Origin of the sequence: Salirhabdus euzebyi, from assembly GCF_014207435.1 — a bacterium.
GTDB classification, from domain to species: Bacteria; Bacillota; Bacilli; order Bacillales; family Alkalibacillaceae; genus Salirhabdus; species Salirhabdus euzebyi.
Window position 1 is genome coordinate 108,074 of record NZ_JACHGH010000005.1, and the last position, 24,000, is coordinate 132,073.

General features: G+C 37.2%; 20 protein-coding genes. 7 read left to right on the forward strand and 13 right to left on the reverse strand.

Annotated features, from left to right (window positions below; translation table 11 throughout):
• Positions 1-8 precede the first annotated feature (8 nt).
• Both HNQ94_RS09550 and HNQ94_RS09555 read left to right on the forward strand, forming a co-directional pair.
• The gene (locus HNQ94_RS09550; RefSeq protein ID WP_174496144.1) at positions 9-1,448 is read left to right on the forward strand and encodes an aldehyde dehydrogenase family protein; all 1,440 of its coding nucleotides are present in this window, start codon (positions 9-11) and stop codon (positions 1,446-1,448) included.
• Positions 1,449-1,550: 102 nt separating this feature from the next.
• Positions 1,551-2,738 (forward strand): M24 family metallopeptidase, encoded by a 1,188-nt coding sequence (locus tag HNQ94_RS09555; RefSeq protein ID WP_174496210.1) that lies wholly within the window; start codon positions 1,551-1,553, stop codon positions 2,736-2,738.
• A gap of 236 nt (positions 2,739-2,974) precedes the next feature.
• On the opposite strand, the gene hpaB is transcribed toward HNQ94_RS09555, so the two are convergent.
• From hpaB to HNQ94_RS09575, 4 genes are all read right to left on the reverse strand, one after another.
• Positions 2,975-4,429, reverse strand: coding sequence for a 4-hydroxyphenylacetate 3-monooxygenase, oxygenase component (gene hpaB / locus HNQ94_RS09560; RefSeq protein ID WP_174496143.1), 1,455 nt, complete (start codon positions 4,427-4,429; stop codon positions 2,975-2,977).
• A 190-nt stretch (positions 4,430-4,619) separates the two neighbouring features.
• On the reverse strand, positions 4,620-5,786 hold the full coding sequence (locus HNQ94_RS09565) for an acyl-CoA dehydrogenase family protein (RefSeq protein ID WP_174496142.1): 1,167 nt from the start codon (positions 5,784-5,786) through the stop codon (positions 4,620-4,622).
• 92 nt (positions 5,787-5,878) lie between these two features.
• Positions 5,879-6,943: a PQQ-dependent sugar dehydrogenase gene (locus HNQ94_RS09570; protein ID WP_174496141.1), complete on the reverse strand. Its 1,065-nt coding sequence runs from the start codon at positions 6,941-6,943 to the stop codon at positions 5,879-5,881.
• Positions 6,944-7,113: 170 nt separating this feature from the next.
• Positions 7,114-8,145 (reverse strand): EAL domain-containing protein, encoded by a 1,032-nt coding sequence (locus HNQ94_RS09575; RefSeq protein ID WP_174496140.1) that lies wholly within the window; start codon positions 8,143-8,145, stop codon positions 7,114-7,116.
• 172 nt (positions 8,146-8,317) lie between these two features.
• On the opposite strand from HNQ94_RS09575, the gene HNQ94_RS09580 reads away from it, so the two are divergent.
• Positions 8,318-9,214, forward strand: coding sequence for an SDR family oxidoreductase (locus tag HNQ94_RS09580; protein ID WP_174496139.1), 897 nt, complete (start codon positions 8,318-8,320; stop codon positions 9,212-9,214).
• A 42-nt stretch (positions 9,215-9,256) separates the two neighbouring features.
• Here the strand turns inward: HNQ94_RS09580 and dhaM are convergent, their stop codons facing one another.
• Genes dhaM through dhaK form a run of 3 tightly spaced genes read right to left on the reverse strand, consistent with a single transcriptional unit; the run spans position 9,257 to position 11,281 of the window.
• Positions 9,257-9,640, reverse strand: coding sequence for a dihydroxyacetone kinase phosphoryl donor subunit DhaM (gene dhaM, locus HNQ94_RS09585; RefSeq protein ID WP_174496138.1), 384 nt, complete (start codon positions 9,638-9,640; stop codon positions 9,257-9,259).
• Positions 9,641-9,644: 4 nt separating this feature from the next.
• Positions 9,645-10,265 (reverse strand): dihydroxyacetone kinase subunit DhaL, encoded by a 621-nt coding sequence (dhaL, locus tag HNQ94_RS09590; protein WP_174496137.1) that lies wholly within the window; start codon positions 10,263-10,265, stop codon positions 9,645-9,647.
• Between the two features lie 20 nt (positions 10,266-10,285).
• Positions 10,286-11,281, reverse strand: a complete 996-nt coding sequence (gene dhaK, locus HNQ94_RS09595; RefSeq protein WP_174496136.1) for a dihydroxyacetone kinase subunit DhaK — start codon at positions 11,279-11,281, stop codon at positions 10,286-10,288.
• A 309-nt stretch (positions 11,282-11,590) separates the two neighbouring features.
• Between dhaK and HNQ94_RS09600 the strand changes: the two genes are divergently transcribed.
• Positions 11,591-12,307, forward strand: a complete 717-nt coding sequence (locus tag HNQ94_RS09600; protein ID WP_174496135.1) for a dihydropteridine reductase — start codon at positions 11,591-11,593, stop codon at positions 12,305-12,307.
• A gap of 216 nt (positions 12,308-12,523) precedes the next feature.
• Here HNQ94_RS09600 and HNQ94_RS09605 read toward each other — a convergent pair whose 3' ends face one another.
• The 4 genes from HNQ94_RS09605 to HNQ94_RS09620 all read right to left on the reverse strand — a co-directional run bounded on the left by HNQ94_RS09605 (position 12,524) and on the right by HNQ94_RS09620 (position 15,979).
• Positions 12,524-13,273, reverse strand: a complete 750-nt coding sequence (locus HNQ94_RS09605) for a SurA N-terminal domain-containing protein (protein ID WP_174496134.1) — start codon at positions 13,271-13,273, stop codon at positions 12,524-12,526.
• A 453-nt stretch (positions 13,274-13,726) separates the two neighbouring features.
• A complete protein-coding gene (locus HNQ94_RS09610; RefSeq protein ID WP_174496133.1) occupies positions 13,727-14,725 on the reverse strand; it encodes an ABC transporter permease subunit in 999 nt (332 codons plus the stop codon).
• On the reverse strand, positions 14,715-15,593 hold the full coding sequence (locus HNQ94_RS09615) for an ABC transporter ATP-binding protein (protein WP_174496132.1): 879 nt from the start codon (positions 15,591-15,593) through the stop codon (positions 14,715-14,717). The genes HNQ94_RS09610 and HNQ94_RS09615 overlap by 11 nt, the downstream gene beginning before the upstream one ends.
• Complete coding sequence (locus HNQ94_RS09620) at positions 15,590-15,979, reverse strand: GntR family transcriptional regulator (RefSeq protein ID WP_174496131.1); 390 nt, start codon at positions 15,977-15,979, stop codon at positions 15,590-15,592. Before HNQ94_RS09620 ends, HNQ94_RS09615 begins: the two co-directional genes overlap by 4 nt.
• Before the next feature lie 185 nt (positions 15,980-16,164).
• Between HNQ94_RS09620 and HNQ94_RS09625 the strand changes: the two genes are divergently transcribed.
• A complete protein-coding gene (locus HNQ94_RS09625) occupies positions 16,165-17,313 on the forward strand; it encodes a conserved virulence factor C family protein (RefSeq protein WP_174496130.1) in 1,149 nt (382 codons plus the stop codon).
• Positions 17,314-17,370: 57 nt separating this feature from the next.
• Here the strand turns inward: HNQ94_RS09625 and HNQ94_RS09630 are convergent, their stop codons facing one another.
• Positions 17,371-20,433, reverse strand: coding sequence for an Ig-like domain-containing protein (locus tag HNQ94_RS09630; protein ID WP_174496129.1), 3,063 nt, complete (start codon positions 20,431-20,433; stop codon positions 17,371-17,373).
• A gap of 177 nt (positions 20,434-20,610) precedes the next feature.
• Here HNQ94_RS09630 and HNQ94_RS09635 point away from each other — a divergent pair, with 177 nt between their 5' ends.
• Both HNQ94_RS09635 and pabB read left to right on the forward strand, forming a co-directional pair.
• Entirely contained in the window at positions 20,611-21,231 is a 621-nt protein-coding gene (locus HNQ94_RS09635; protein WP_174496128.1) for an anthranilate synthase component II, read from the forward strand.
• Positions 21,209-22,948, forward strand: coding sequence for an aminodeoxychorismate synthase component I (gene pabB, locus HNQ94_RS09640; RefSeq protein WP_246199982.1), 1,740 nt, complete (start codon positions 21,209-21,211; stop codon positions 22,946-22,948). The genes HNQ94_RS09635 and pabB overlap by 23 nt, the downstream gene beginning before the upstream one ends.
• A gap of 110 nt (positions 22,949-23,058) precedes the next feature.
• On the opposite strand, the gene HNQ94_RS09645 is transcribed toward pabB, so the two are convergent.
• Entirely contained in the window at positions 23,059-23,850 is a 792-nt protein-coding gene (locus tag HNQ94_RS09645) for an SDR family oxidoreductase (RefSeq protein WP_174496126.1), read from the reverse strand.
• Positions 23,851-24,000: the final 150 nt, after the last annotated feature.

Here is a 24,000-nt window from a genome sequence, read left to right on the forward strand (position 1 = left end):
GTATTCTCATGAAAGCACAAGTAGAACAGCTTAAAATGTGTATCGGTGGAAATTGGGTTAATCGAGAAGCAAAAATCGATGTGTATAACCCACAAAATAATGAGCTGATTGCAAGTGTCCCTTCGGCTAGTAAAGATGACATGCTCGAAGCAATAAAAATGGCCGAAGAGGGAGTTAAAATAGCCGCAAATATGCCAGTCCATGAACGAGCATCCATTTTGTATCGTGCTGCTAGTCTACTAGAGGAAAGAAAAGAAGAGTTTGCGAAAACAATAGCCGAGGAAGGAAGTAAAACGATACGAGAAGCAACAGGCGAAGTACAACGAACAATTGAAACATTGACGATAAGTGCAGAAGAAACGAGGAGAATTAATGGAGAAACGTTAGCATTTGATCAAAGACCTGGAAGTGAAAATAGAGTTGGGTATTATTATCGATTCCCAATAGGTCTAATTGCAGCTATCACTCCTTTTAATGATCCATTAAATCTAGTAGCTCATAAAATAGGGCCTGCAATAGCTAGTGGAAATGCTATTATCATTAAGCCCGCTTCCGTAACACCATTAAGTGCACTAAAGTTAGCTGGTTTATTGGAAGAAGCAGGTCTCCCAAGAAAAGTGCTTAGTGTTGTTACGGGTAAAGGAAGCGAAGTTGGTGACGTCCTCACCCAACATGAAGCCGTGCAAATGGTATCATTCACTGGTGGTTATGAAACAGGAAAACAAATATCGGCTAAAGCTGGTGTGAAAAAGCTTGGCATGGAATTAGGTTCCAACTCACCAGTTATTGTGTTAAAAGATGCTGATTTATCAAAGGCTGTTGATTCCACTGTTTCTGGATCATTTTCAGCAGCAGGTCAAAATTGTATTGGTGTTCAACGGGTTTATGTTGAGCAAGAAATCTATGAAGTCTTTCAACAACAGTTTGTTGATAAGAGTAAAAAGTTTATAGTCGGCGATAAACTTTCTGAACAAACAGATATGGGACCTCTTATTACAGAGGGAGAAGCAAAACGTGTTGAATCTTGGGTAAAGGAAGCGATTGACAAAGGGGCTAAGCTATTATGTGGTGGCAACCGAAATGGCGCATTTTACGAACCTACCGTATTGGCCAATTTGCCAAACAATTGTACTTTAGCTAGAGAAGAAGTCTTTGGGCCAGTCGTTATTTTATATGAAGTGGATACTTTAGATGATGCAATCAATCGTTCAAACGATGTAGATTATGGGCTGCAAGCTGGTATTTTTACACAAAATATAGAACATGCTTTTCGAGCGATTCATAATATTAAAGTAGGAGGAATTATCGTAAACGATAGCAGTGATTACCGTATCGATGCAATGCCATTTGGTGGAGTGAAAAATTCAGGACTTGGCCGTGAAGGAATTCAGTATGCAATTAATCAAATGACAGATCCAAAAGTTGTGTGTTTTAATCTATCAAATTAGTATACGCTCACCTTACTCACCAAACCTAAAATTCTACACGTTCACCTCCAGGGAGAAAGGATGTGATCAACGGTGTTTTCTATAGAAGAATATAGGGAAAGAATGAGAAAAACAAAACAAAAAATGAATGAACAAGGAATGGAAGTTTTAATTCTCGTCAACCCTTCCAATATGTATTATTTAAGTGGTTATGATGCATGGTCATTTTACGTTCATCAAATGCTTGTAGTGATGATTGATGAGGAACAACCGATATGGATTGGAAGAGAGATGGATGCGAATAGTGCTAAAATTTCTACATGGATGCACAATGATAATGTTATTCCGTACCCTGATGACTATGTCCAGAATGATGTGAAGCATCCAATGGAATTTGCTGCTAACATTCTAAAGGAAATTGGGCAGGCAAATAGAGTGATAGGTGTAGAAATGGAAACCCACTACTTTTCAGCCTTATCTTATCAAAAGCTTGTCAAGAGTTTACCAAATGCGACGATAATAGATGCTGGACAGCTAGTAAATTGGGTAAGAGTTATTAAATCCCCACAAGAAATAAATTATATGAAAAAGGCGGGAAAGATTGCAGAATTAGCTATGCAAAGAGCCTATGAGACAATAGATGAAGGTGTTCGAGAATGTGACGTTGCAGCTAATATTTATCAAGCTCAAGTTAGTGGAACTGCTGAATATGGAGGAGATTACCCCGCAATTGTACCGATGATACCTTCCGGACGAAAGACCTCGGCACCGCATTTTACGTGGACGGATGATCGCTACGATAGGAACGACCCAGCAATTATTGAGTTAGCTGGTTGCTATAAACGATACCACTCTCCGTTAGCTCGGACAATGGTAATTGGGCAACCGTCACAACAAATGGAGGAAACAGCAAAAGTCGTGACGGAGGGATTAAACGAGACGCTTGAAGTGATAAAGCCAGGAATAACAAGTGAAGAAATTGAAGCGGTATGGCGAAAAACAATAGGCCAGTATGGATATGAAAAAACATCTCGTTTAGGCTACTCTGTTGGTCTAAGCTATCCACCGGATTGGGGAGAACACACGATTAGTGTTCGTAAAGGAGATCGAACCATTATTCAACCAAATATGACGTTGCACTTAATACCTGGCCTATGGTTCGAAAATTATGGTGTTGAAATTAGTGAAGCTATTCGGATTACAGATAACGGTTATGAAACACTTGCTAATTTCCCAAGAGACTTATATATGAAGCAACCGTCACCGTCTTTATTTGTAAATGGCAACTTGTTATCAAGAGAAAATTATTAACTTGAAGAAACCCAGTCTATATGAGACTGGGTTTCACGTGTTATATAGGTCTTTATACCCAATTGGCGCGATCATTTACGAAAATGGCACAAAATCCATCTATTTTGGCACAATTATGGACAAAAGTGACACAATAAACTTCCACTTCGGCACGATTATAAACATAATTGGCACAAAATAACTCTGATGCCAAACTACTAAACTTTTGGTATCAGCACCAACAAAGTAGGGAGAGACTAATTCTTCTCCTGATCCCTATCTTCTTTTTCTACCAGGAAATCATTTATCCAATCAACATATGGCTGTTTATCATAACTTTTATAGAGAGCACTAGAAAGTCTGATTGGATCGCCAAAAAAGAATCGCTCATATAATGTCTGCCTTGTGCCAAATGCACTCATACTTAAATCCCAAGCAAGTCGAAAAACTTTTAAGCGCTCCTCTGCATCTTTGGTTGCTCCTTGTAAATATAGTTCTAAATCTTTCTTCCGCTTTGATTTAAAGTCCTTTTCCGTTGGGATGGATACCATTCCACTTGCTCCAAGCAATTGAATGATTTCCGAAAAACGTGGGTATATACGAGGAAAGTAATGGTTTGCCACTTGTAACGACTTTATATCTGGACTCATTAACCCAAAGCGATCAATGCCTGCTTCCGCTTCAGCCCTAGTCAATAACGCCTTCATGATTTCTAAAGCTTCAATTACTTCGGCAACCTTTGCTTGAACATGCTGATATTCACCAATATTAATTGTTTCTACGATGGACTCAACGATTCCTAACACAAACTCTATTTTGACAATTTGTCTTGAAACTACCTGATGTAAAGCAAATGATCGAAATGCACTTTCCATTAAAAATTTATTAGAAAGCTCTAAGTTTTCGTAGAAGAATACTCTTTCCCACGGAACTAATACATTATCAAATACGATAATAGAATCCATCTCTTCAAAACGTGAACTTAAAGGATAATCAAAGGAGGAATCTTTATAGGCAAAAGACTCCCGACATATAAATTTTAATCCCTTCGTATTACTTGGAATTGAAAAAGAATAGGCATAAGCAGGATCTACACATCCCCCAGCTGAAAACACCATAACTTCATCTGTAATTCCGCCTTGTGTTGCAAGAAGCCTAGCCCCTTGAATAACAATCCCATCATCATTTTTGTCTACAATTTTAGCTGCAATTACTTCATCAGAGTCTTCAAAATATAGTTCGGAGCGGTTTACTTGAGGAGTAATAAATGTGTGTGTTAAAGAATAATCGTTTTCCCTTGCTTCCTCATAAAAGGATTGTAAGTTTTCGGGAAATGCATTTTCTTCTCCTTCTAACAGACCTTTAGAAGCTGCAAATGCCATAAGTGCCGTGTTCATATAGTCAGGACTTCTGCCCATCATGCCCCCACTTTTTCTAGCCCATTCCTGAGTAGTTTTCCTCCGTTGAATTAATTGTTCTAGCGTTTTTGGGGGCATAAACGAAGTACCAACTGGATTTCCACTTACAGGTGAGGGATATGTCATATGTTCTACTTGATGTTGTGTATCATAAAGAATGGCTTGAGTTGCCAATACCCCTTTAAATGCGGGATGGTCTGAAATCTTATTTTCTACTCTTTCCCCCTCAATCCATACATTATTATTCATTTTATCGATTCGGTCGATGTACGCTTTACCAGTAATCGCTGACATCCTCACACCCCTAATTAATGTTTTAGATTAATCATTACCATTACATCTTATTGAAGAGAAAGAGCAGTTGTTACTCTCATTGGTTGACTAAATTCATCTAAAATCATGATGGATACACTTTTGGGCAAACGATTAAATCCTATCTTATACAAAAAAACTCCCTCACCTATTTCAGATGAGGGAAGTTGCTTTATTGTTGATTGTTTTCTAATGCTCTACCTGCTAACATTTGAATGACCATATCTTCCATTGGTGGATTGTGAATACCTGCCCTGACATCTCGGTAATATTGCTCAAAGGAATAATCTTTAGACAATCCTCTTCCACCTACTATTCTCATCGCCAAATCCACTACTTTCAATGCTGCATTAGTGGCAGAAACTTTTACTGCAGCTAATTCTGGTCCTAGTAAGTTTCTCTCTTCTGGGTTTTCATCCCATTTTTTTGCGATTGCATACATAAAATGGCGAGCTTGCAATAACTCAAAATCCATTTCACCAATCTTTTGTTTCACATGTGGAACCTCAGAAATAGTTGTTTTTAAACTGTTAGGCTGATAGTTTTTAGCAAATTGTATCGCATCGTTTCTTGCAGCAATAGCAATGCCTAAGTAACAAGCAGGTATATGCAGTAACCATCCTTTTGGCACTCTCTTGGGGGATTGTATTTCTACTAAAGCTTCCTGAGGCAGTTTTACATTAGTTAACACAAGGTCATCACTACCGGTTCCACGCATTCCTAAAGTGTCCCACGTCTGTTCTACTGTTAGCCCAGATACATCATTGGGAATTAAAAACCAGCCGACTGCCTTTTTATTCTCGACGTATGCGGAAACAATAAAATAGTCTAATACGTTTGCCATTGTAGTAAAAGATTTTCTTCCATTTATAACATAGTGATCTCCTTCCAATGTGGCGCTTGTTTCTGGTCTGCCACCTCTAGTCGGGCTCCCTGTAGCTGGCTCTGTTGCCGCTCGATTCACTATTTTTTTCTTTTCACTAATTTCTATTGCCAAACGATGAAAGTCGTCAGCGGACCATGTTTGATCGTCAGCTAATTCCTTCACTACACCTAAGTGCCAGCCAATGGATAAAGCGGTTGAACCGTCACCAACAGCTAATTGTTCTTGGACTAATAAAAGCTCGTATAACGAAATGTTTTTGCCGTTATACTTCTCAGGAAGCGTAAGTGTTACATAATCAGCTTCCTTTAAATCACGTAACATTTCTTCTGAAAAAGATGCTTGTTGATCAACTTCTGTTCGCCTACTTTTCGCCCGAACGGATAACGAATGTGCTAAATTCCACAAGTCTCTTTGTCGTTCATTATGAATAAAGGGAGAAAATATATTAGCCATGAAACCACCCCACTATTTTCACTTTGTATTTGACCAGCTTTTTATATGCTAAAAGCATACTAAAATTATCGGATTTTATCCAATGATGAATATCAAGGGATTATGCGGATAAGCTTATCATCTTCAGGTCTCGGGTTTCCTCTTCCGTCTCGATTATTCGTTATCGTATACAAATAACCACCCTCCCAAATAATATCCCGCATTCTACTTCCCTCATTGTATATAACAGACGTTACTTGGTCATTTATGTCATAACTCATTACTCTAGATCCTCTTAACGTAGCTATATATAATTTACCATTATGATAAGTGAGTCCGGACGGTGCCCACGTATCCGTACCCGTATGAAATACAGGTGCTTCCATATTGGAAGCCGTCTCATCACCCTCCATTACCGGCCAGCCATAATTATTCCCTGGTTTAATCAAATTAATTTCATCATGCGCACTTTGTCCATGTTCAGAACTATATAAATTTCCTTCCTCATCCCAGGCAAGCCCTTGAGGGTTTCGATGGCCATAAGAATAAATATAAGACCCCGAAAACGGGTTATCTGAAGGAATCGTACCGTCCAAGTTTAACCTTAAAATTTTACCAGCCAAACTACTTGTCTCTTGTGCTAATTCCCGAATCCCTGCATCCCCTGTAGTAGCATAAAGTTTACCATCTGGTCCAATCTTAATTCTGCCTCCATTGTGAATAGTTCCACCTGGTATTCCTTCCAATAGTACCGCAATTTCATTCCACGCTTTTCCATCCCGTTTCAAGGTGATGATTCGATTTAATATTTCTCCATTTTCTTCATATGTATAATAAGCATATGCATGCTGAGTCTCCTCGAAATCTGGCGCTAAAATGAAGCCTAAAAATCCTCCTTCGCCTACGTGGTTAATTTCTTTCGTTACATGGATTTTTTGCTCCTGCACATTACCTTCCTCCACCATTAAAATTGTTCCTCCCCGCTGGCTAAGATAAAAAACATTTCCATATTTATTAATTGTCCAAGGAATGTTTAAATTTGTTGCTAGAATTTCGATTTCTTCTGACTGCAACACCTCTTCAGCTTCTTGGCTTTTTTCCTCAGGAGTACTTTCCCCAATATCATTAGAACATCCGATAAGAAAGATTAGTAAAAGAGAAAAGTAATACTTTTTCATGCAAATCACCTCATATTTCTTGGATTACATCCTTTTTAAGAAAAGATCCATTAACATGTTTATCGATTTCAGATTACAGTCAATAACGAAAATCAACCTATCATTTAACAGTGTTTAAGAAAAAAACTACCGTTTACTCGGTAGCTTCTTAGTAGTATCATCCTATCGTTTTATATGACAAAAATCTTGTTAACTGGTTCTGCTTGGGGCTTTCCGATGTAGTAGCCTTGTGCTAAATCCATATCTATAGAACGACAGTAATCTAATTCTTCCTTTCTTTCTATCCCTTCGCCTAATATTTTAATTCCCATTCCCTTTGCTATATTCATAACTTCCTGTAAAAAAGATTGCTTTTCTACATTTTGATCACAATAAGAGATAAATTGTCGATCTACTTTCACATAATCAGGGGATAGCTTTTTCAGCATTTCCAAAGTCGCATATCCAGCACCAACATCATCAAGGGCAACCTTCATTCCTGATTCTTTATATGTATTAAAGATATCGACCAGAAAATTAACATCCGTTATTTTTTCTGTTTCTACTACCTCGAAAACTAAGTCCTCAGGCTCTACATTATATTTTTCTACAATGGAGAAAGTATGCTGCAAACAAAATTTTGGGTTATATATAGTCGATGGCAAGAAATTAATAAAACTTTTAACCCCACTGCCAATTTTATTAACCCTAGATTTCACTGCCGTTTCTCTTGCTCTTTGATCAAGAAGAGAGTGCAAGCCTGTTTGTTGAGCAACTTGAAATAGTTCTCCAGGATTAATCTGGATGTTAGTATCACTAGATCGAAGTAAGGACTCATAGCCATAAATAGAAAAATCCTGTAACTGAACAATTGGTTGAAAGTGGCTTACTAAGTTCCCTTTTGCAATAAAATCCACAATTGGCTCCGTTTTTATTCTTTCATATAGGGTTTCTATTGAAATCATTGGTTGTACAATTTTATCCTTTTTCTGACCTGTATATGCAAACAAATTCTTTATTTTTAATCGTAAAAGGCTGTCTATTATTTTTTTTAGTGTCTCCTTCTCTTCATATGGAAAAAGGATAGTGTTGTCTTTTTGTATAAACGGAAACGAGAAGCTTCGAAAAGATTCCACTAGTAATGGTTGACTATAAATATACAAAAAACCCTTCTCTTGTATAGGAAAAGGTAATCCACATTCTACACAGCTTCTTCTTATCATATTCCCCATCCTTTTAGCAAACGCCTATTATTAAGATCATACTAATTATAACAAATATCTACCTAATCACTTACCATTCTGTTTTTGGTATAGGCAAACAACTTTGTTTTATTTGAATATAGTACATATGAATTCATCTTTTTTAACTTTAAATGAAAGGAAGTCATACAAAATGTACTGGAACGACAGACAAAAAGATATCTATTCACAAGAAGGAGGTTTTCCGCCCCAACATCAACCCCGTCAGCCAGGCGTAGAAACGCTTATGGTACCAAAACCCATAGTAGAAGACCCTGATTATACGGGTTCAGCAAAGCTAGAAGGCAAAGTTGCTATTATTACGGGAGGTGATAGTGGTATTGGGGCTGCAACAGCCATTGCTTTTGCAAAAGAAGGAGCAAATGTGGTTATCGCCTATTATGACGAATATGAAAATGTCGATGCATATCGGACAAAAATGAGAATGGAACAGCTTGGCCGTAACTGTCTACTTATTCCTGGGGACTTAAAATCAGAATCCCACTGTAAAAATGTAGTTGATCTCACTATAAAATATTTTGGGAGACTAGATATTTTGGTGAACAATCATGCCGTTCAGTACCCTCAAGATAGTTTATTGGACATCACATCAGAGCAATGGGACTTTACGTTCAAGACGAACATCTATCCTTTCTTTTACACAACAAAAGCAGCATTGCCATACCTAAAAGAAGGTAGTTCCATTATTAATACAGCTTCCATTGTTGCATATGAAGGTAATGAGAAGTTAATAGATTACACAGCTACAAAGGGGGCAATAGTTGGTTTCACTCGTGCACTCTCTCAAAACTTTATTTCAAAAGGCATTAGAGTAAATGCCGTAGCACCAGGTCCAATATGGACTCCCTTGATCCCATCTAGTTTTTCTGCAGCTTATGTGGCAAATAAATTTGGTCAAGACGTACCGATGAAACGAGCAGGCCAGCCGTTTGAATTGGCTCCAGCATATGTATATTTAGCCTCTTCGGATTCCTCTTATGTTTCAGGCCAAGTAATTCATGTGAATGGTGGAAAGATGGTGAGTTCATAGTATTGAAAAACCCCTCTAACAATTATTGTTAGAGGGGTTCACTTAATGATTCGGATTTAACACGCTTTTTGCTGATTCTAATACTTCCTCTAATGATTTCCCCATACCTGATTCTACTGCACCAACATAGGATCCTTCTAATAAAGGAACATCAGCTATTTTAATATTATCGTATTCCGATAGTTCAATAGCTACCTCAGCATTCATCCTCGCACTTCCTAAGTCAAAAAAGAGAAGAACTCCCTTTTCACTGTAAGCACGTTCAATAGCACCTTGAACTTTTTCAACACTAGTGCCGATATCATTGTCATCCGTTCCACCAGCTACTTCCACTGGAACATCATGAACAACTTGGCGAATAATATCTTTAATCCCTTCAACAACCTTAGAACTATGGGAGATTAAAACGATTCCTACATGTGACATCTAATTATTCCCCTTCCTTAAGCACTTCAGCAAGTGATGCAAATAAATAGTAAGAAGAAACAGATCCAGGGTCAAGATGTCCAATAGAACGTTCTTTCAAGTAAGCAGCACGCCCTTTTATTGCCATTACATCTTTCGTTGATTCCATCGCACTCTTCGCTGTGTTTTCTAGAGAGTCTGCTTCAAAATCACTTTGCTCTTGTAACATGCGTAAAACAGGAGTCCAAACATCAAGAAGTGTTTTGTCTCCTTCTTTTGCTTTTCCTCTTTGAATAATTCCGTTGATTGCTTCTTCTACACCTTTTGTAAACCGTTCATGGCTGACGGAATCCTCACCCTTAACTGCCATGGACATTTTTAAAAAAGCAGTTCCATAAAGGGGACCTGAAGCACCACCAACCTTAGACATTAATGTCATCGCTACATCCTTAAAAATGTCCGATACACTCGTATAGGATGAAGAAGTTGTCTTGCCTACTGCTTCTTGAAAGCCTCGAGCCATATTAAGACCGTGATCACCGTCTCCTATTGCTCGATCTAAAGCACTTAGATAGTCTTTATTTGTTTGTATTTTTTCATTCGTTTTTTCTATCCAGTTTAAAGCGTGCTGAACTTGTAATTCCACATTAATTCCCCCCTGTCCTACTAGCTGCGAAATGCTGGAGCTTTTGATTCTGCATCAAGTAACTCTTTTAATTCCTCATCTAATTTAAGTAGAGAAACAGAGCATCCTGCCATTTCTAAGGATGTCATATATTCACCAACAAATGTTTTGTACACTTTTATACCACGATCTGCTAACATTGCGTGAACCTTTTTATTTACAATGAATAGCTCCATTTCTGGAGTTGAGCCTAAACCGTTTACCATGACCGCAACTTCATCACCACTGTTAAACTCAATATCATCTAATACTTTTTGTGTCAATTCTTGTGCGATTTCATCTGCAGTAGCAATTTCTTTACGGGCAATACCTGGTTCACCGTGGATTCCCATACCTACTTCCATTTCATTATCAGCAAGCACAAAGCTAGGTTCACCAGCAGCTGGTACTGTACATGGGCTTAATGCCATACCCATCGAACGAACATTTGCCACTACTTTTTCTGCTACAGCTTTTACTTCTTCAAGGGATCCACCAGCTTCCGCTTTCGCACCAGCAATCTTATGTACGAAAACTGTACCAGCAATACCACGACGTCCTGTTGTGAAAGAGCTGTCCTCTACCGCAACATCATCATTTACTACTACTTGCTCTACATTAATTCCTTCAGCAGCTGCCATTTCTGCAGCCATTTCGAAGTTCATTACGTCACCAGTGTAGTTTTTAATAACTAAAAATACACCTGCACCACCGTCTACAGCTTTAATAGCTTCATAGACTTGGTCTGGAGTCGGAGATGTAAATACTTCACCTGCAACAGCAGCATCAAGCATTCCTTGTCCAACATACCCAGCGTGTGCTGGCTCGTGACCACTACCACCACCACTAACTAATCCTACCTTGTTGGATACAGGAGCATCCTTACGTGCTACTACAGTAGTGTTAGGTACTACTTTTAAATCGTTTGGAAATGCTGCCACCATACCTGCTAACATGTCCTGTACTACTAAATTAGGGTCATTAATAATCTTTTTCATCTTCATCCTCCTCAGGATATGTAGGTGCTAACACATTTTCACACCTAAAAGATTGGTAAAATCACCCTACCGCGTACTTCTATTGTATTACAATAATTCAGAAAATACTATTCATTACATCTAGTACTCATGAATTTTTTATGACAGGATTTTATTGAAAAGAGAAGACTTTTCTGTCCAGGTCAAAATGGTCGTTAATATAAATCACATAAATCATCTAAAAAAATCAATCTTTTTAATTGAGAATCATTATCAATTGTTGTATATTAGATTGTAAAGATACATATAAACGAGTAAGGAGAATGCAACATGCAAATTTACTGGACTAAAATAAATAAGATTATTGAGGAAACGCCGGAGGTTAAAACGTATCTGTTGGATTGTCCGGAAGGCTTTACGTGGGAAGAAGGTTCCCACACCCACTTCGCACTGGAGGGTTTCAATGCCGGAGATAAACCAAACCGAAGCTTGATTCGCCATATGTCAATTTCCACTTTACCGCACGAAAATGCAATCGGTATTACAACACGTATCAGAGAGCAGTGCTCTGAGTTTAAAACGATTTTAAGGAATCTTGAAGTCGGCAAAGAAGTTGCAATATTTAAAACCCATTCGAATGTACCACTTAAAAGAGAAGATAAAAATGTTTACCTGTTGTCATCAGGTGTCGGCCTAGCAACTTACAGACCGCTTGTACTTGACTATTTCGAGCGCCCGGACAACGTCAAACAAATTTATTCCTTGAACATAGATTCATCAAAGGATTTTCTATTCACTAACATGTTTGAGTCCGCACCGGACAAGAAGTTCACAGCACAGTTTGTTGATAACCGTAAAGACTACTATGAAAATGTGAAAAAGCTAGCCGCAGACAAGGAGGGTCTCTTCTATATCGTTGGTAGCGACGACTTCCTCGTGCAAAACATTGAAGTACTTCGCGAGCAGAACATCAAGCCAGAACAGATTATGCTCGATAAGCATGAACAGCAACTGCCTAAGTTTTTATCATATGATTTGTCAGTTTAAACGAGACAACATATTTTCATGGTAAGTACCATGACGGGATTTAAATCGAATAAAATACTACAAAAGAAACGCTCAGAGATTAAAGAAATCTGAGCGTTTGCTATGCCAAATTATTTTATAATTTTACTTGTATTTCGGTTACTAAGTCTATTGCACTTCAATCCTCTACTTATAAATGTGTACTCCAAAAGTTAGCCTTTAAAGCTATCTTTTACACTATATACGAATATCGATTTCACTATTTTCCTTCAACTCTTCTACTAATTTCGCAATTTGTTCTCCTTGTTTTTCACGTTGAAGTTCAGCTACAATCTGGTCCCTTACCTCTTCTAGTTCAGGTGCTTCATCTTGTGCCATCTCTTTATATTGATCATAATAGGTTTGAATTTCCTCTTCACTTACCTCACCTACATTAACCTCTTCCTCAATATAGTTATTCGTTTTAATTTGATCTGCTAATTGAGCTCTTAATTCATCTTCTGTTATATTACTCTGTTCTAAAAGCTCTTGATATTGCTCTTGATCATCAAACTGTGATTTTACCATATCTATTTGTTCATTTATTTCCTCTTCGGATGCTTCATAACCCTTTTTTTCAGCATCTTGAGCAATTAACTCTTGTCCGATAAGTTCATTAAGAATCGTTTGTTTAAGTTGAACTGCCATTTCATCACTAGAAACATCTTGTCCTTGCTGCTGATAAAATGATAATACTTGTTGATAAAATGCATTATAGTCAATTCCCTTGATTTCTTTACCATTTACAACCGCTACAACAACATCATCTTCAACTGCTTTTTGTGTCTCAGCATTGTCCCCCGTTTCTGGTGATTGATCATTTTCAGTTTGGGTTTGTTCATTTTCAGAATCTGTTGCTTGTTCGTTTTCTTCCGCCTCATCCCCACATGCAGCCATTACAATTGTCAAAATGGATACAAGGAAGAACAATTTTAGTTTATTTAACAAAATATATTCACTCCTCCTTTTTAAGTATGCTTTTCCCATTCAACCATTTTTTATAAGTAGAATCAAGTATTTAATTATCAAACATATTGCCAATATACCTTGTCCATAGTAGTTAGAGATCTTTTATAAAATTAAGTAAAAAACATGTTTTGTACGTCCCATATCCATCAAAAATAACAAGAACAAAAGCGCAAGCGCCTTGCTCACCCCCGACAGGCATAAGACAAGACCTGCCGTGGCGTTTTTGCCACAGAAGGGATTGACTTATGTCCCGAGGGGTTAGGTGCTGGAGCTAGACGTGGCTTCCCAGTGTAACTAACTTATCCACAAGTCCGAAATTTTATAATTTCCTAAGCAATAATGAAAATAGGATGCCATTTTCATGACATCCCATTTACAATTATTCTAAGCTATCTTTAATATCTTTCACCTTATGCACTCAACACGCCATTCTCATTTACTTATTTGTAATAGCCTTTTAATAATAATCCAAGAAAATCCACCTGCAACTATGGCACCGATCCAATAGGAGAGAACATTTATTCCCCCTGTAAAGCCAAAACTAATCATGGTCGTCATCAACAAACCACCTGCTAACGCCGAGCTGATTAATATACCGAAAGCAAAAATTGGGTGCAGTGAGCGGAAAACTAAAAACTCTCCACTATGCTCAGCAGGTGCTTTTTCAAACAATAACATTCCTACAATAAAGAAGATAACTCCTCCAATTATAGGATAAATAAGGTCGGCTATTGCTATATTCATACTTGTTAAATAGGTTGGCCAAAAGATGTCCTGTAGAAATGGTGGTAGTACATAATCAAAATAGATTAATCCATGTGTAGCTAAAAAGTGTAAAAGGATAATACTAAATCCTTGTGCAAAGAATAAAAAGATAAAGCTTAAGGTTACTTGTGACCTCATATCACCTGCTATTGTACCAATTAACATAGCCAGTGAAAAAATGACAAAATAGGCTGCTAAAGGTGCGAAAAAGATTGTGGTAACATCCAATTCTGTAAGTACATACCCATATTCCGAACGCAAAAGAACTAAATAACCTAACCAAAAACTTACGGTGTATGAAAACAATATAGTGGCAAACCCTAAGACCCATTTAGTCAAGAACATGGATCTTTTTGAAAACGGAAGAGCTAGGGAAAAATCGTGACGTTTTGAACTTCTTTCTAGGCCAATTAATATTCCTGCTAAAACAATAATTAATACTACAGCGAAAACAGTAAACACACTGGCTGTAAAGGAATATTCCATTTGATGTATTAGGAAGTTATTCCATTCCCAATCTAGCACATAATGCTCCCGTTCTTCCTTCCATTCTTCTATTTTCATACTTGCTTTAAAAGGATACTCTAGTAAAAAAATAATCAATATCCCCCATGCGATTAAGGAAACATGTTTCCATTCTTTTTTCCATAACGCTTTAGGAAGCATAACTGTCACCTCCAAGCTTTGCCACAAAAATATCTTCTAGTGATAAAGGTAACTCTTCATATAACAACGGATTACTTTTTTGAAGAAGATCGATCGTTTCCTCATCATCAGAAGGAACCAATATAATATATACTCGACCTGAATTATGCAATATATCGAGATGCTTTTTCAATCCGTCCGGAAGATGGTTTTCATAAGCAACTTGTAGTTTTCGATATTTTTGTTTAAGTGATTCCATATCTAAATGGGAATCAACTATGCCATCTTTTAAAACAATGATATGATCTGCTAAAGCCTCTAACTCGTCTAAGCGATGAGAAGAAATTACAACTGATACATCACGTTCTGCTACTTCCCCAGCAATAAATCGTAAAATTTCCTTTTTTATAATGACATCTAATCCATCTGTTGGCTCATCTAGTAGTAGAAATTTCGCATTTGTTGAAAAAGCTAATATGAGAGAGAATAATGCTTTTTGTCCTTTTGAAAAATATCTTATCTTCCCTGTTTCCTTCATCGAAAACCGTCTTAATAAACTGTAAAAATATTCGCTGTCAAAGTTGCTGTATATTAACCCATAAAGGCTGACAATTTCTTTTATGCTATATTGTTTTAAAGCATCTGTTGTATCCGGTACAAAGACGATATTCTGTTTAACCTCTGGAAATGCATAAACACTTTTACCATCAAACGTTACATTTCCTTTCGTAGGATTAATAATTCCAGCAATAGTACGTAATAAAGTTGTTTTACCTGCTCCATTTCGACCGACTATTCCTGTAATACTCCCTTGTTGGACCGTAATATCTATCCCTTTTAAAACCTTTTGACGACGAATTGTTTTAACAAGGTTTTCTACTACTATCATTCTTTGTCCCTCCTCAACTCTATGTAATATTCTTCAATAATGGAGATTAACTCTTTTCCATCAATACCTGCATATATACTATCAACTACTAGCCTTTTGGCTCTTTCCTGCACCTTCTGTTTTTCTGCATTATTTTTCAAATCTTTTACATCTTCATTAATAAACGTTCCCTTGCCCCTTAACGTAACAAAAATACCAGATCGTTCTAGTTCCTTATATGCCTTACTCACTGTATTGGGATTGACCATAAGTTCTGCTGATAGCTCTCTAATGGATGGGACTTTATCCCCTGGCTTCACAATGCCTTGAATAATTCGTTCCCTGACTTCCCTTACAATTTGTTCATAAATAGGGACATTGCTTTTCGGATTAAGCAATACATACATCGTTTCATCACCCCTTAACTACTGTATGAAGTGTATTGGTTCATATAGTACACTAAACAAAAATAATGTACCATAATTTATATTTTTTTACCATATATTCTTCTCCTATCACACTTAAATGGAAGTATGATGCCACATTTGTTAAAATGAATAGCAATAGAATTAGAAATAATAGGAGGATAATTGTGAAAATCATATCGATTGAACCAACTCCAAGTCCACATTCGATGAAAATTAACCTAAGTGAATCATTACCAGATGGACAAAATCGAAACTATAAGAACGATGATTCCTTACAAGGTGCACCATCATACATACGTGCACTTTTTCAAATAGAAGGGGTCAAAAGTATATATCATGTTGCTGATTTTATTGCTCTTGATCGCAACCCACGTACTCCTTGGGAAGCCATTCTACCTGAAGTGAGAAAAGTGTTTGGTTCTTATGAGGATACGAAAGTGGAAAAGAATAAAGTGGAAGATCATGTCATAAATGACCATTTTGGTGAAGTGAAAGTATTCATTCAAATGTTTCGAGGAATTCCGATGCAAGTAAAATTAAATGACGGTAATGAAGAAAAACGAGTTGCTCTTCCAGAAATGTTTATGAATGCAGCAATGAAAGCTTCCGTTGCTTCGACCAATATCGTCATGGAACGAAAATGGATCGAACAGAATCCGCGGTACGGATCGACTGAAGAAATTGAAAACGAAATTGTAGAAGAACTAATAGCAAGCTATGATGAGGACCGAATCCAGCAACTAGTGGAACAAGCTTTACAAGACAAGCCTAGTACAACTAACCAGCAACCGAACAAAATTGCAACCCTTGAGACATTAAATAATCCTGATTGGAAAGTAAGATATGCGGCCTTAGAGAGAATGGATCCATCCTTTGAGGACTTACCTGTATTAGCAAAGGCACTTGACGATGAAAAGACTTCGATCAGAAGATTAGCAACTGCCTATTTCGGTATGATTGAAGAACCGGAAGTCCTTCCTTATCTGTATAAAGCATTGAAGGATAACGTCGTTACAGTGAGGAGAACAGCTGGGGACTGCATTTCTGATTTAGGTTTTAAAGAAGCCATGCCAGAAATGATTGCCTCCTTAAAGGATCCAAGTAGACTTGTTCGTTGGAGAGCAGCAATGTTTTTATACGAACTCGGGGATGAATCAGCTTTACCAGCATTAGAGGAAGCACTTGATGATCCAGAGTTCGAAGTGAGAATGCAAGTGAAAATGGCTTTACAAAGAATAGAAGGTGGCGAAGAAGCTAAAGGTTCTGTCTGGCATCAAATGACCCAAGCGACAAAACAAAAAGAACAAGACTAGCCGACAACGCTAATACGAATAAAAAACCTGATTCCATCTGGAATCAGGTTTTTATATTTAGTACACTCTCACTTGTCTCGGCTTACTCACATTTCCTGCACGATCTTTTGCCGTTATCGATAAATATACGCGTTTCTTTTGGGGCTTCACTTTTATCGAGTACTGACCTTTTGCATTGGCTCTGGCAGTTCCAATAATAGTGCTGCCTCTTTTGATTGTCACATAAGAATAAGCTTCTGCCTTGCCTTTTACATAGTAATGCCAGGAATAGACCTTGTTTACTGTTGGAATAGCAGGTGGTATTTTGTCAACAACTGTTTTCTTGACGATAGAGCTTGTATTCCTTGCTTTATCTGTCGCATAAATACTTAAAACAGTTCCTGGCTTTTGAACAGGAATAGTAATCGAAAATACACCTTTATAGTTAGCTGTAGCTGTGCCAATGATTGTTGTACCCCGCTTCACTCTTACCACAGCATACTTCTCTGTTGTCCCTGTCACTGCTTTTGTATGATTAGCTATTACATTGACTTTTGGTGTAGCTGGCGGTGTCTTATCAATCACGGTAATTTTTGTATACCCACTTTTATTTCCAGCCTTATCCGTAGCATAAGCTGATAAAACAGTACCAGCCACTTGCTTCGGTATCGTTAATTTATAGGCCCCGGTTGAAGTAGCTATACCTGTTGCCAGAACTGTAGTACCTTTCACTATTCTTACAGTTGCGCCTTTCTCAGCAGTCCCCGAAACAATTGTCGCACCGTCTGTAATAGTATTTATATTAGGTATACTTGGTGCAGTTTTATCTACGACTGTTATAAGGGTAGGAAGACTCGTATTACCAGATTGATCCTTTGCTAAAATCTTCAATACAGTACCAGCCTGTTGCTTTGGAAGGTTAATAGAAAATAACCCATTCACATCCGTTGAACCGTTAGCAATTATTCTATCATTAGCTAAAATTTCAATTTGTGTTAGAGCATTGCTTCTCCCTTTCATGACAGTAGCATTGTCCCCAACAATGTCTACTCTAGGAGCATCTGGCGGAATATTAAGATACACTTTACGATCAACGATAGATTCATGACCAGATTGATCAACAGCTTTCAAACGTAGGGTATAGAGCCCTTTAGCTAATCCATTCGTGTTCCAGTTAAATAGAAGGTCATTTGTATTAGAGTTAGAGCTTGTAATCGTCTCCCAAGTTGTTGGTGCTGACCCTTCCCCTAGCATTAATGTAAATTCTTTAAGTTGATAATCGGTAACGAATCCTTTCACTGGTATTATACCGTGTATGCGTTGGTGCTCATTAGGATAACTAATGCCAATCTCAGGTTTATTTAAATCAGCAAATGTTAACGTCGCTTGAATGGAATCCCCAAACTCACCACCATTTGGTTCGTACATTCTCCAAACAATCGGAAGTTCTCCAATGGTTTTTTCCCCAGTCAAATAAAAAGAAAAGGTTTTTTCTTCACCAGAACGAACAACTTCTCCTACTTCTAGTGGAACGGAAAAGGATAGTTCCTTAGATCTTAACTCGTATCCCTTGTCGTAAGTCCAATCCTCGGCTCCCTCATTTTTGACAACTACCTTTATATAAGGGTTGGATTCTACGTTAAGGACCCACCCTGGCATTGAATAAGAGGAAAAAATGGAATCCTTTTGTAATCTTGCTGTTGCAATAATTTCGTTACTAAATAAGGAATAATTTTTGCTATTATCCCGAGCTAAGACAGAAATTTTATAAGCAGAACGAATACTTAAACGATCTGTTGGAATTTTAACCTCATTTTTATCAGTATTTGTTCGGAATACGACAGTTCCTGAATTTGTCGTAACTTCAACATCATATGAAACAGCTGAATGCTTATCATAAGAATCATCCCACGTAATCGTAAAATCATTAAAAAGCTCTTGAGAAACGCTCACATTTTGCGGAATGGTTGGTCCTGTTCGGTCAGGTATACGGACCGCTATTTCGTCTGATACTGTTTGACTATATTCGTTATATGCTACTATTCGGAAATAGTATAAAGATGGATTTTTATCGGTTCCCCCATTTTGTTCATAGAAAGCACTTGGATCATCCGCAAGCTCAGTACCTGATCCATCTAGTCTGAAAGAAGTTGGTGCGTTTTCAAATTGTTCTTCTGTTGGCCATAAGTTTTTTTGAAGTGTTGACCAAGATGTTTGCTTACCAATATCTATTTCTTCATACGTAGAACCATTATAAAAGAGTACTTTATAACCCGTTGCCCCAGTAACACTATGCCACTGTATATTAATTATCCCTTTTGAGGTATTCACATCTAATCCATTTCCGATTCCTGTTAGTCCACTCGGAGGCTCAGAATAGGTGATTTGTAAAACTGGAACAACGTTTAAATTAGCGTCACTTTTGTAAAAACTTTTTTGTGTTCCTGTCTTATTTCCTTTCATCATCACACCATGATATGTGCTCGGATCTTTATACCACTCGGTTACTAACTCTGTTACATCCCAAGAATGCTGAGGACCATTTTCATACATCCAATCTGATTGTTGAACAAATAAATCCCCTTTTACACTCGGTTGATTTTCCCAACTAATGTTCTCTGCTTGCCATTCAGACTCCACACTATAAATCTCATAATTAACATTCTTATAAGAAGGTGAATAATAGTCAGGTGTAAACGTATTGTTTAACTCATATAATTTGATTTTTGCATGTAAAATCATTTTATTATCTAGTTGAGGAAGAACATCACCGAATTTCATAAACGTTCGATATTCAACCCCATTTTCATCTGTTCCCATTATAATTTGGTTTTCAGCAGATAGATTACTAGTAGGATCACTGGAAGCTACATACGTAATCTTATTAGAAGTAAATGTTATATGTTGTTCCCACTTTAAGGATTCAGCATTTAGATTAAAAACGGAATAAGGAAAAACATCTATCGTTTGTGTCAAATCCGTATTTCGAAAAACTCGTGTATCCTCACTTCTTTCATTTACTATCTCCACTACTCTTGTTGCAGCACTAGTAGTGGAGATAGTTGGTATATAGGAACCTATAAAAAGAATGAAAATAATGATTATTTTAAAGCATCTACTTTTTAGCAGCTGATGTACCATTTCTCTATCCCCTAATTGTCATTTTGCTAAGAAGATAATACTGGATAGTTCTCTTCTAGTAAACAACTATTTTTTAGGATATTACTCCCATTTAACCTTCCATAAAAAAGGTAGCTTTTTTCCAATGCATCACTAAGGTTATAATGGGTAAAGAATGCTTAAACGAGGTGTAAAAAAATGATCGTCATCATAGATAATTATGATTCCTTTACCTTTAATCTAGTCCAGTATTTTAAAAAAATAGATACGAAAGTTCAAGTTTATCGAAATACCGATATTACGATGGAAGAATTGAAGCAGATAAATCCAGATCTGATTGTTTTTTCTCCAGGACCAGGTACTCCGGCTGATTCTGGAATTTGCAAAGATATACTACACACGTTCCAACGAAGTATCCCCATTTTAGGAGTGTGTTTAGGCCATCAAACAATAGTAGAATTTTTTGGTGGGAAAATAAAAAAAGGAAAGCAGCCGATGCATGGAAAGGTGACAACGATTGAACACAATGGAGTTGGACTTTTTAGAGGTATTCCTAGTCCTTCCAAAGTAACTCGTTATCACTCTTTAATTGCTACTGAACTCCCAAAAGAACTAGAAACGACGGCATTATCAGAGGATGGAGCAGTAATGGCGATTACCCATCGTACCTTACCTATTTACGGGATTCAATTTCATCCGGAATCCATATTGACGGAGTTTGGATATGAAATGCTTGTTAATTGCTATCAGCTAGCAATAAACTGGCAAGAAGGAAAGAGGAGGAATGAAGACATTTATGAAACCTCATCTAATATTTGACTTTGCTAACGAGGACGGTCAGGAACAATCGTTATCTTTTGCTGATCCCATTCACATTTTGCAAACAGACAAAGTAGAAGAAATTCCTGACATTTTCAAACAGGTAGAAAAAGCATTAAATAATAACTTCCATGTTGCTGGTTATGTATCTTACGAAGCAGCCCCAGCTTTTGACCCTGCCTTTCAAGTGAATAATAAAACCGCGATTCCACTAGTGTGGTTCGGGATCTTTGACCATCCAAGTCACACTTCTAAAACAACGACAGAAGATAAATACGAAATATCCAATTGGAAGTCTGAAACGAATATCAAGAACTATGAACAAAGTTTGAAAAAAATAAAAGAAGCTATTGAAGAAGGCTTCACATACCAGGTTAACTTTACGTCCCGTCTTCACGCTCATTTTTCAGGTAACGATCGGTTATTTTATGAACAACTCAAACAAAACCAGGCTTCTTCTTATAGTGCCTATTTAAACACAGGAAGATTTCGTATTTTATCGGCATCTCCTGAATTATTTTTCCGAGTTAAGGACGGAAGAATTACGACAAAACCGATGAAAGGAACAGCACAAAGAGGCTTCACATTACAAAGTGATAATGAATTAGCAAATCGATTGCAACTATCGGAAAAAGAACGCGCAGAAAACTTAATGATTGTTGACCTCCTTCGTAATGATATTGGAAGAATTGCGAAGACTGGTACAGTTCAGGTTCCAAAGCTATTTGAAGTCGAAACATATCCGACAGTTCATCAAATGACTTCGACTATTGAAGCCGATCTGGAAGATAATCTCTCTGTCTATGATTGGTTTCAAGCACTGTTTCCATGTGGTTCGATTACTGGTGCCCCCAAAATTAGTACGATGAAGTATATCGCTAATTTAGAATCGTCAGCCAGAAATGTATATTGTGGGGCAATAGGTTATATAAAACCTAATCGAGAGGCTGTTTTTAATGTCCCCATTCGAACCGTTTTAATTGATACAGAAACAAACCAAGCAGTCTACGGAGTTGGTGGTGGTATAACGTGGGACTCAACAGTAGAAGGAGAATATGAAGAGCTATTGACGAAAGCGAAATTACTTACTGCAAACCGCCCTGTATTTCAATTACTAGAATCCCTTCGATTAGAGAATGGAAAATATCCTTTACTTGCCTATCATCTGAAACGACTTGAAGATTCAGCGAAATATTTTCAGTTTCCGTTAAAGATTGAAAAAGTAAAAGTTCAATTGGAAACATTCGCTAATCAGAATGCACATAAATTATATAAAATAAGATTATTAGTGAGTGAATCTGGGGAACTGATGTTGGAATCACAAGACGTAAAACAAGCGGAAAAGACTGTTGTTTGCACTATTTCTAAAATTCCAGTAGATATGCAAAATCCTTTTCTATATCATAAAACAACCTACAGAGAATTTTATAATAAGCATATGGAAGGTATGCCCTCTAATGCTTATTCCGCCTTATTATGGAATGAACGCGAGGAACTTACAGAATTTATAACTGGGAATCTCGTTGTAGCAATAGATGGAAAACTGTACACTCCTCCAGTAAAAAGTGGATTATTAGCAGGAACCTTCCGTCAGTCCCTGTTGGATAAAAAAATAATTCAAGAGAAAATACTGTTAAAAAAGGATCTTCCTAAATTCGATCAAATTTGGTTTGTTAATAGTGTTCGAGGCTGGATTGAAGTAGAACACATTATTTAAACGAACCATTTCAGAGTGGTAGCAGGCACCACATAACTAGTGAAGGAAAATGAGAAGATCCTACTACCTAAAAAGCTGGACAAAAGGGTTTCTCTTGTCCAGCTTTCTCATTAAAGTGCTTTTACTAGTCCACCATCAATTACAATAGATTGTCCAGTCAAATAAGTGTTGGCCCCAGAAGCAAGAAAGACAACCGTTTTAGCAAATTCCCCAGGCTCTCCGTATCTACCTATTGGAATAGACCTTTCAGCTTGGGCCCTTACCTCATCTACTGTTGTCCCTAATTTGCCTGCTCGTATTTCATCTAATTCTGCTACTCGATCAGTAGCAATTCGTCCGGGTCCCACTGTATTAATGAGAATATTGTGTTCAGCCAGTTCTTGAGAAAGACTTTTCGATAAACCTACAATACCTGCTCGAAATGTGTTGGATAAAATAAGATTATCTAATGTTTGCTTGATAGACGAAGAAGCAAAATTAACTATTCGACCCCTATTTTGTTTTTTCATATGTGGTAATGCCTCTCTAATCGTTCGAATAAAACTTAATAAATTTAATTCAAAAGCACGTTGCCAATCTTCATCTCCAAATTTTTCAAAATTTCCTGTAGGTGGTCCACCAGCATTATTTATTAAAACATCAATTGTTCCATTCCAACTCACTGCGTGCTCCATAAGCTTCTTAATATGATCTGGCTTCATCATGTCACAAACAACATATTGAATATGTTCATTTCCAGTAACCTCTTGAATTTCTGCTTTTACTTTCTTTAACTCTTCCTCATTTCTGCTTGATAGAAGAACATGGGCACCTTCCTGTGCAAATTCTAAAGCAGTTGCTTTCCCCAACCCTTTACTCCCTGCAGTTATAACAATTGATTTCCCTCTAAGTTCTAAGTCCATTTCCTTCATTCCTCTCTGGCAAAGTTTAAATTTTTTACCTTATTTATTAACGGGTGTAAAACTACCCAATTAAATATTATGTTAGCAAATCTTACTATATCTTTCCCTTAAAAGGAAAATAGGAGCCTATTCAAAGGCTTACTAAAGTAA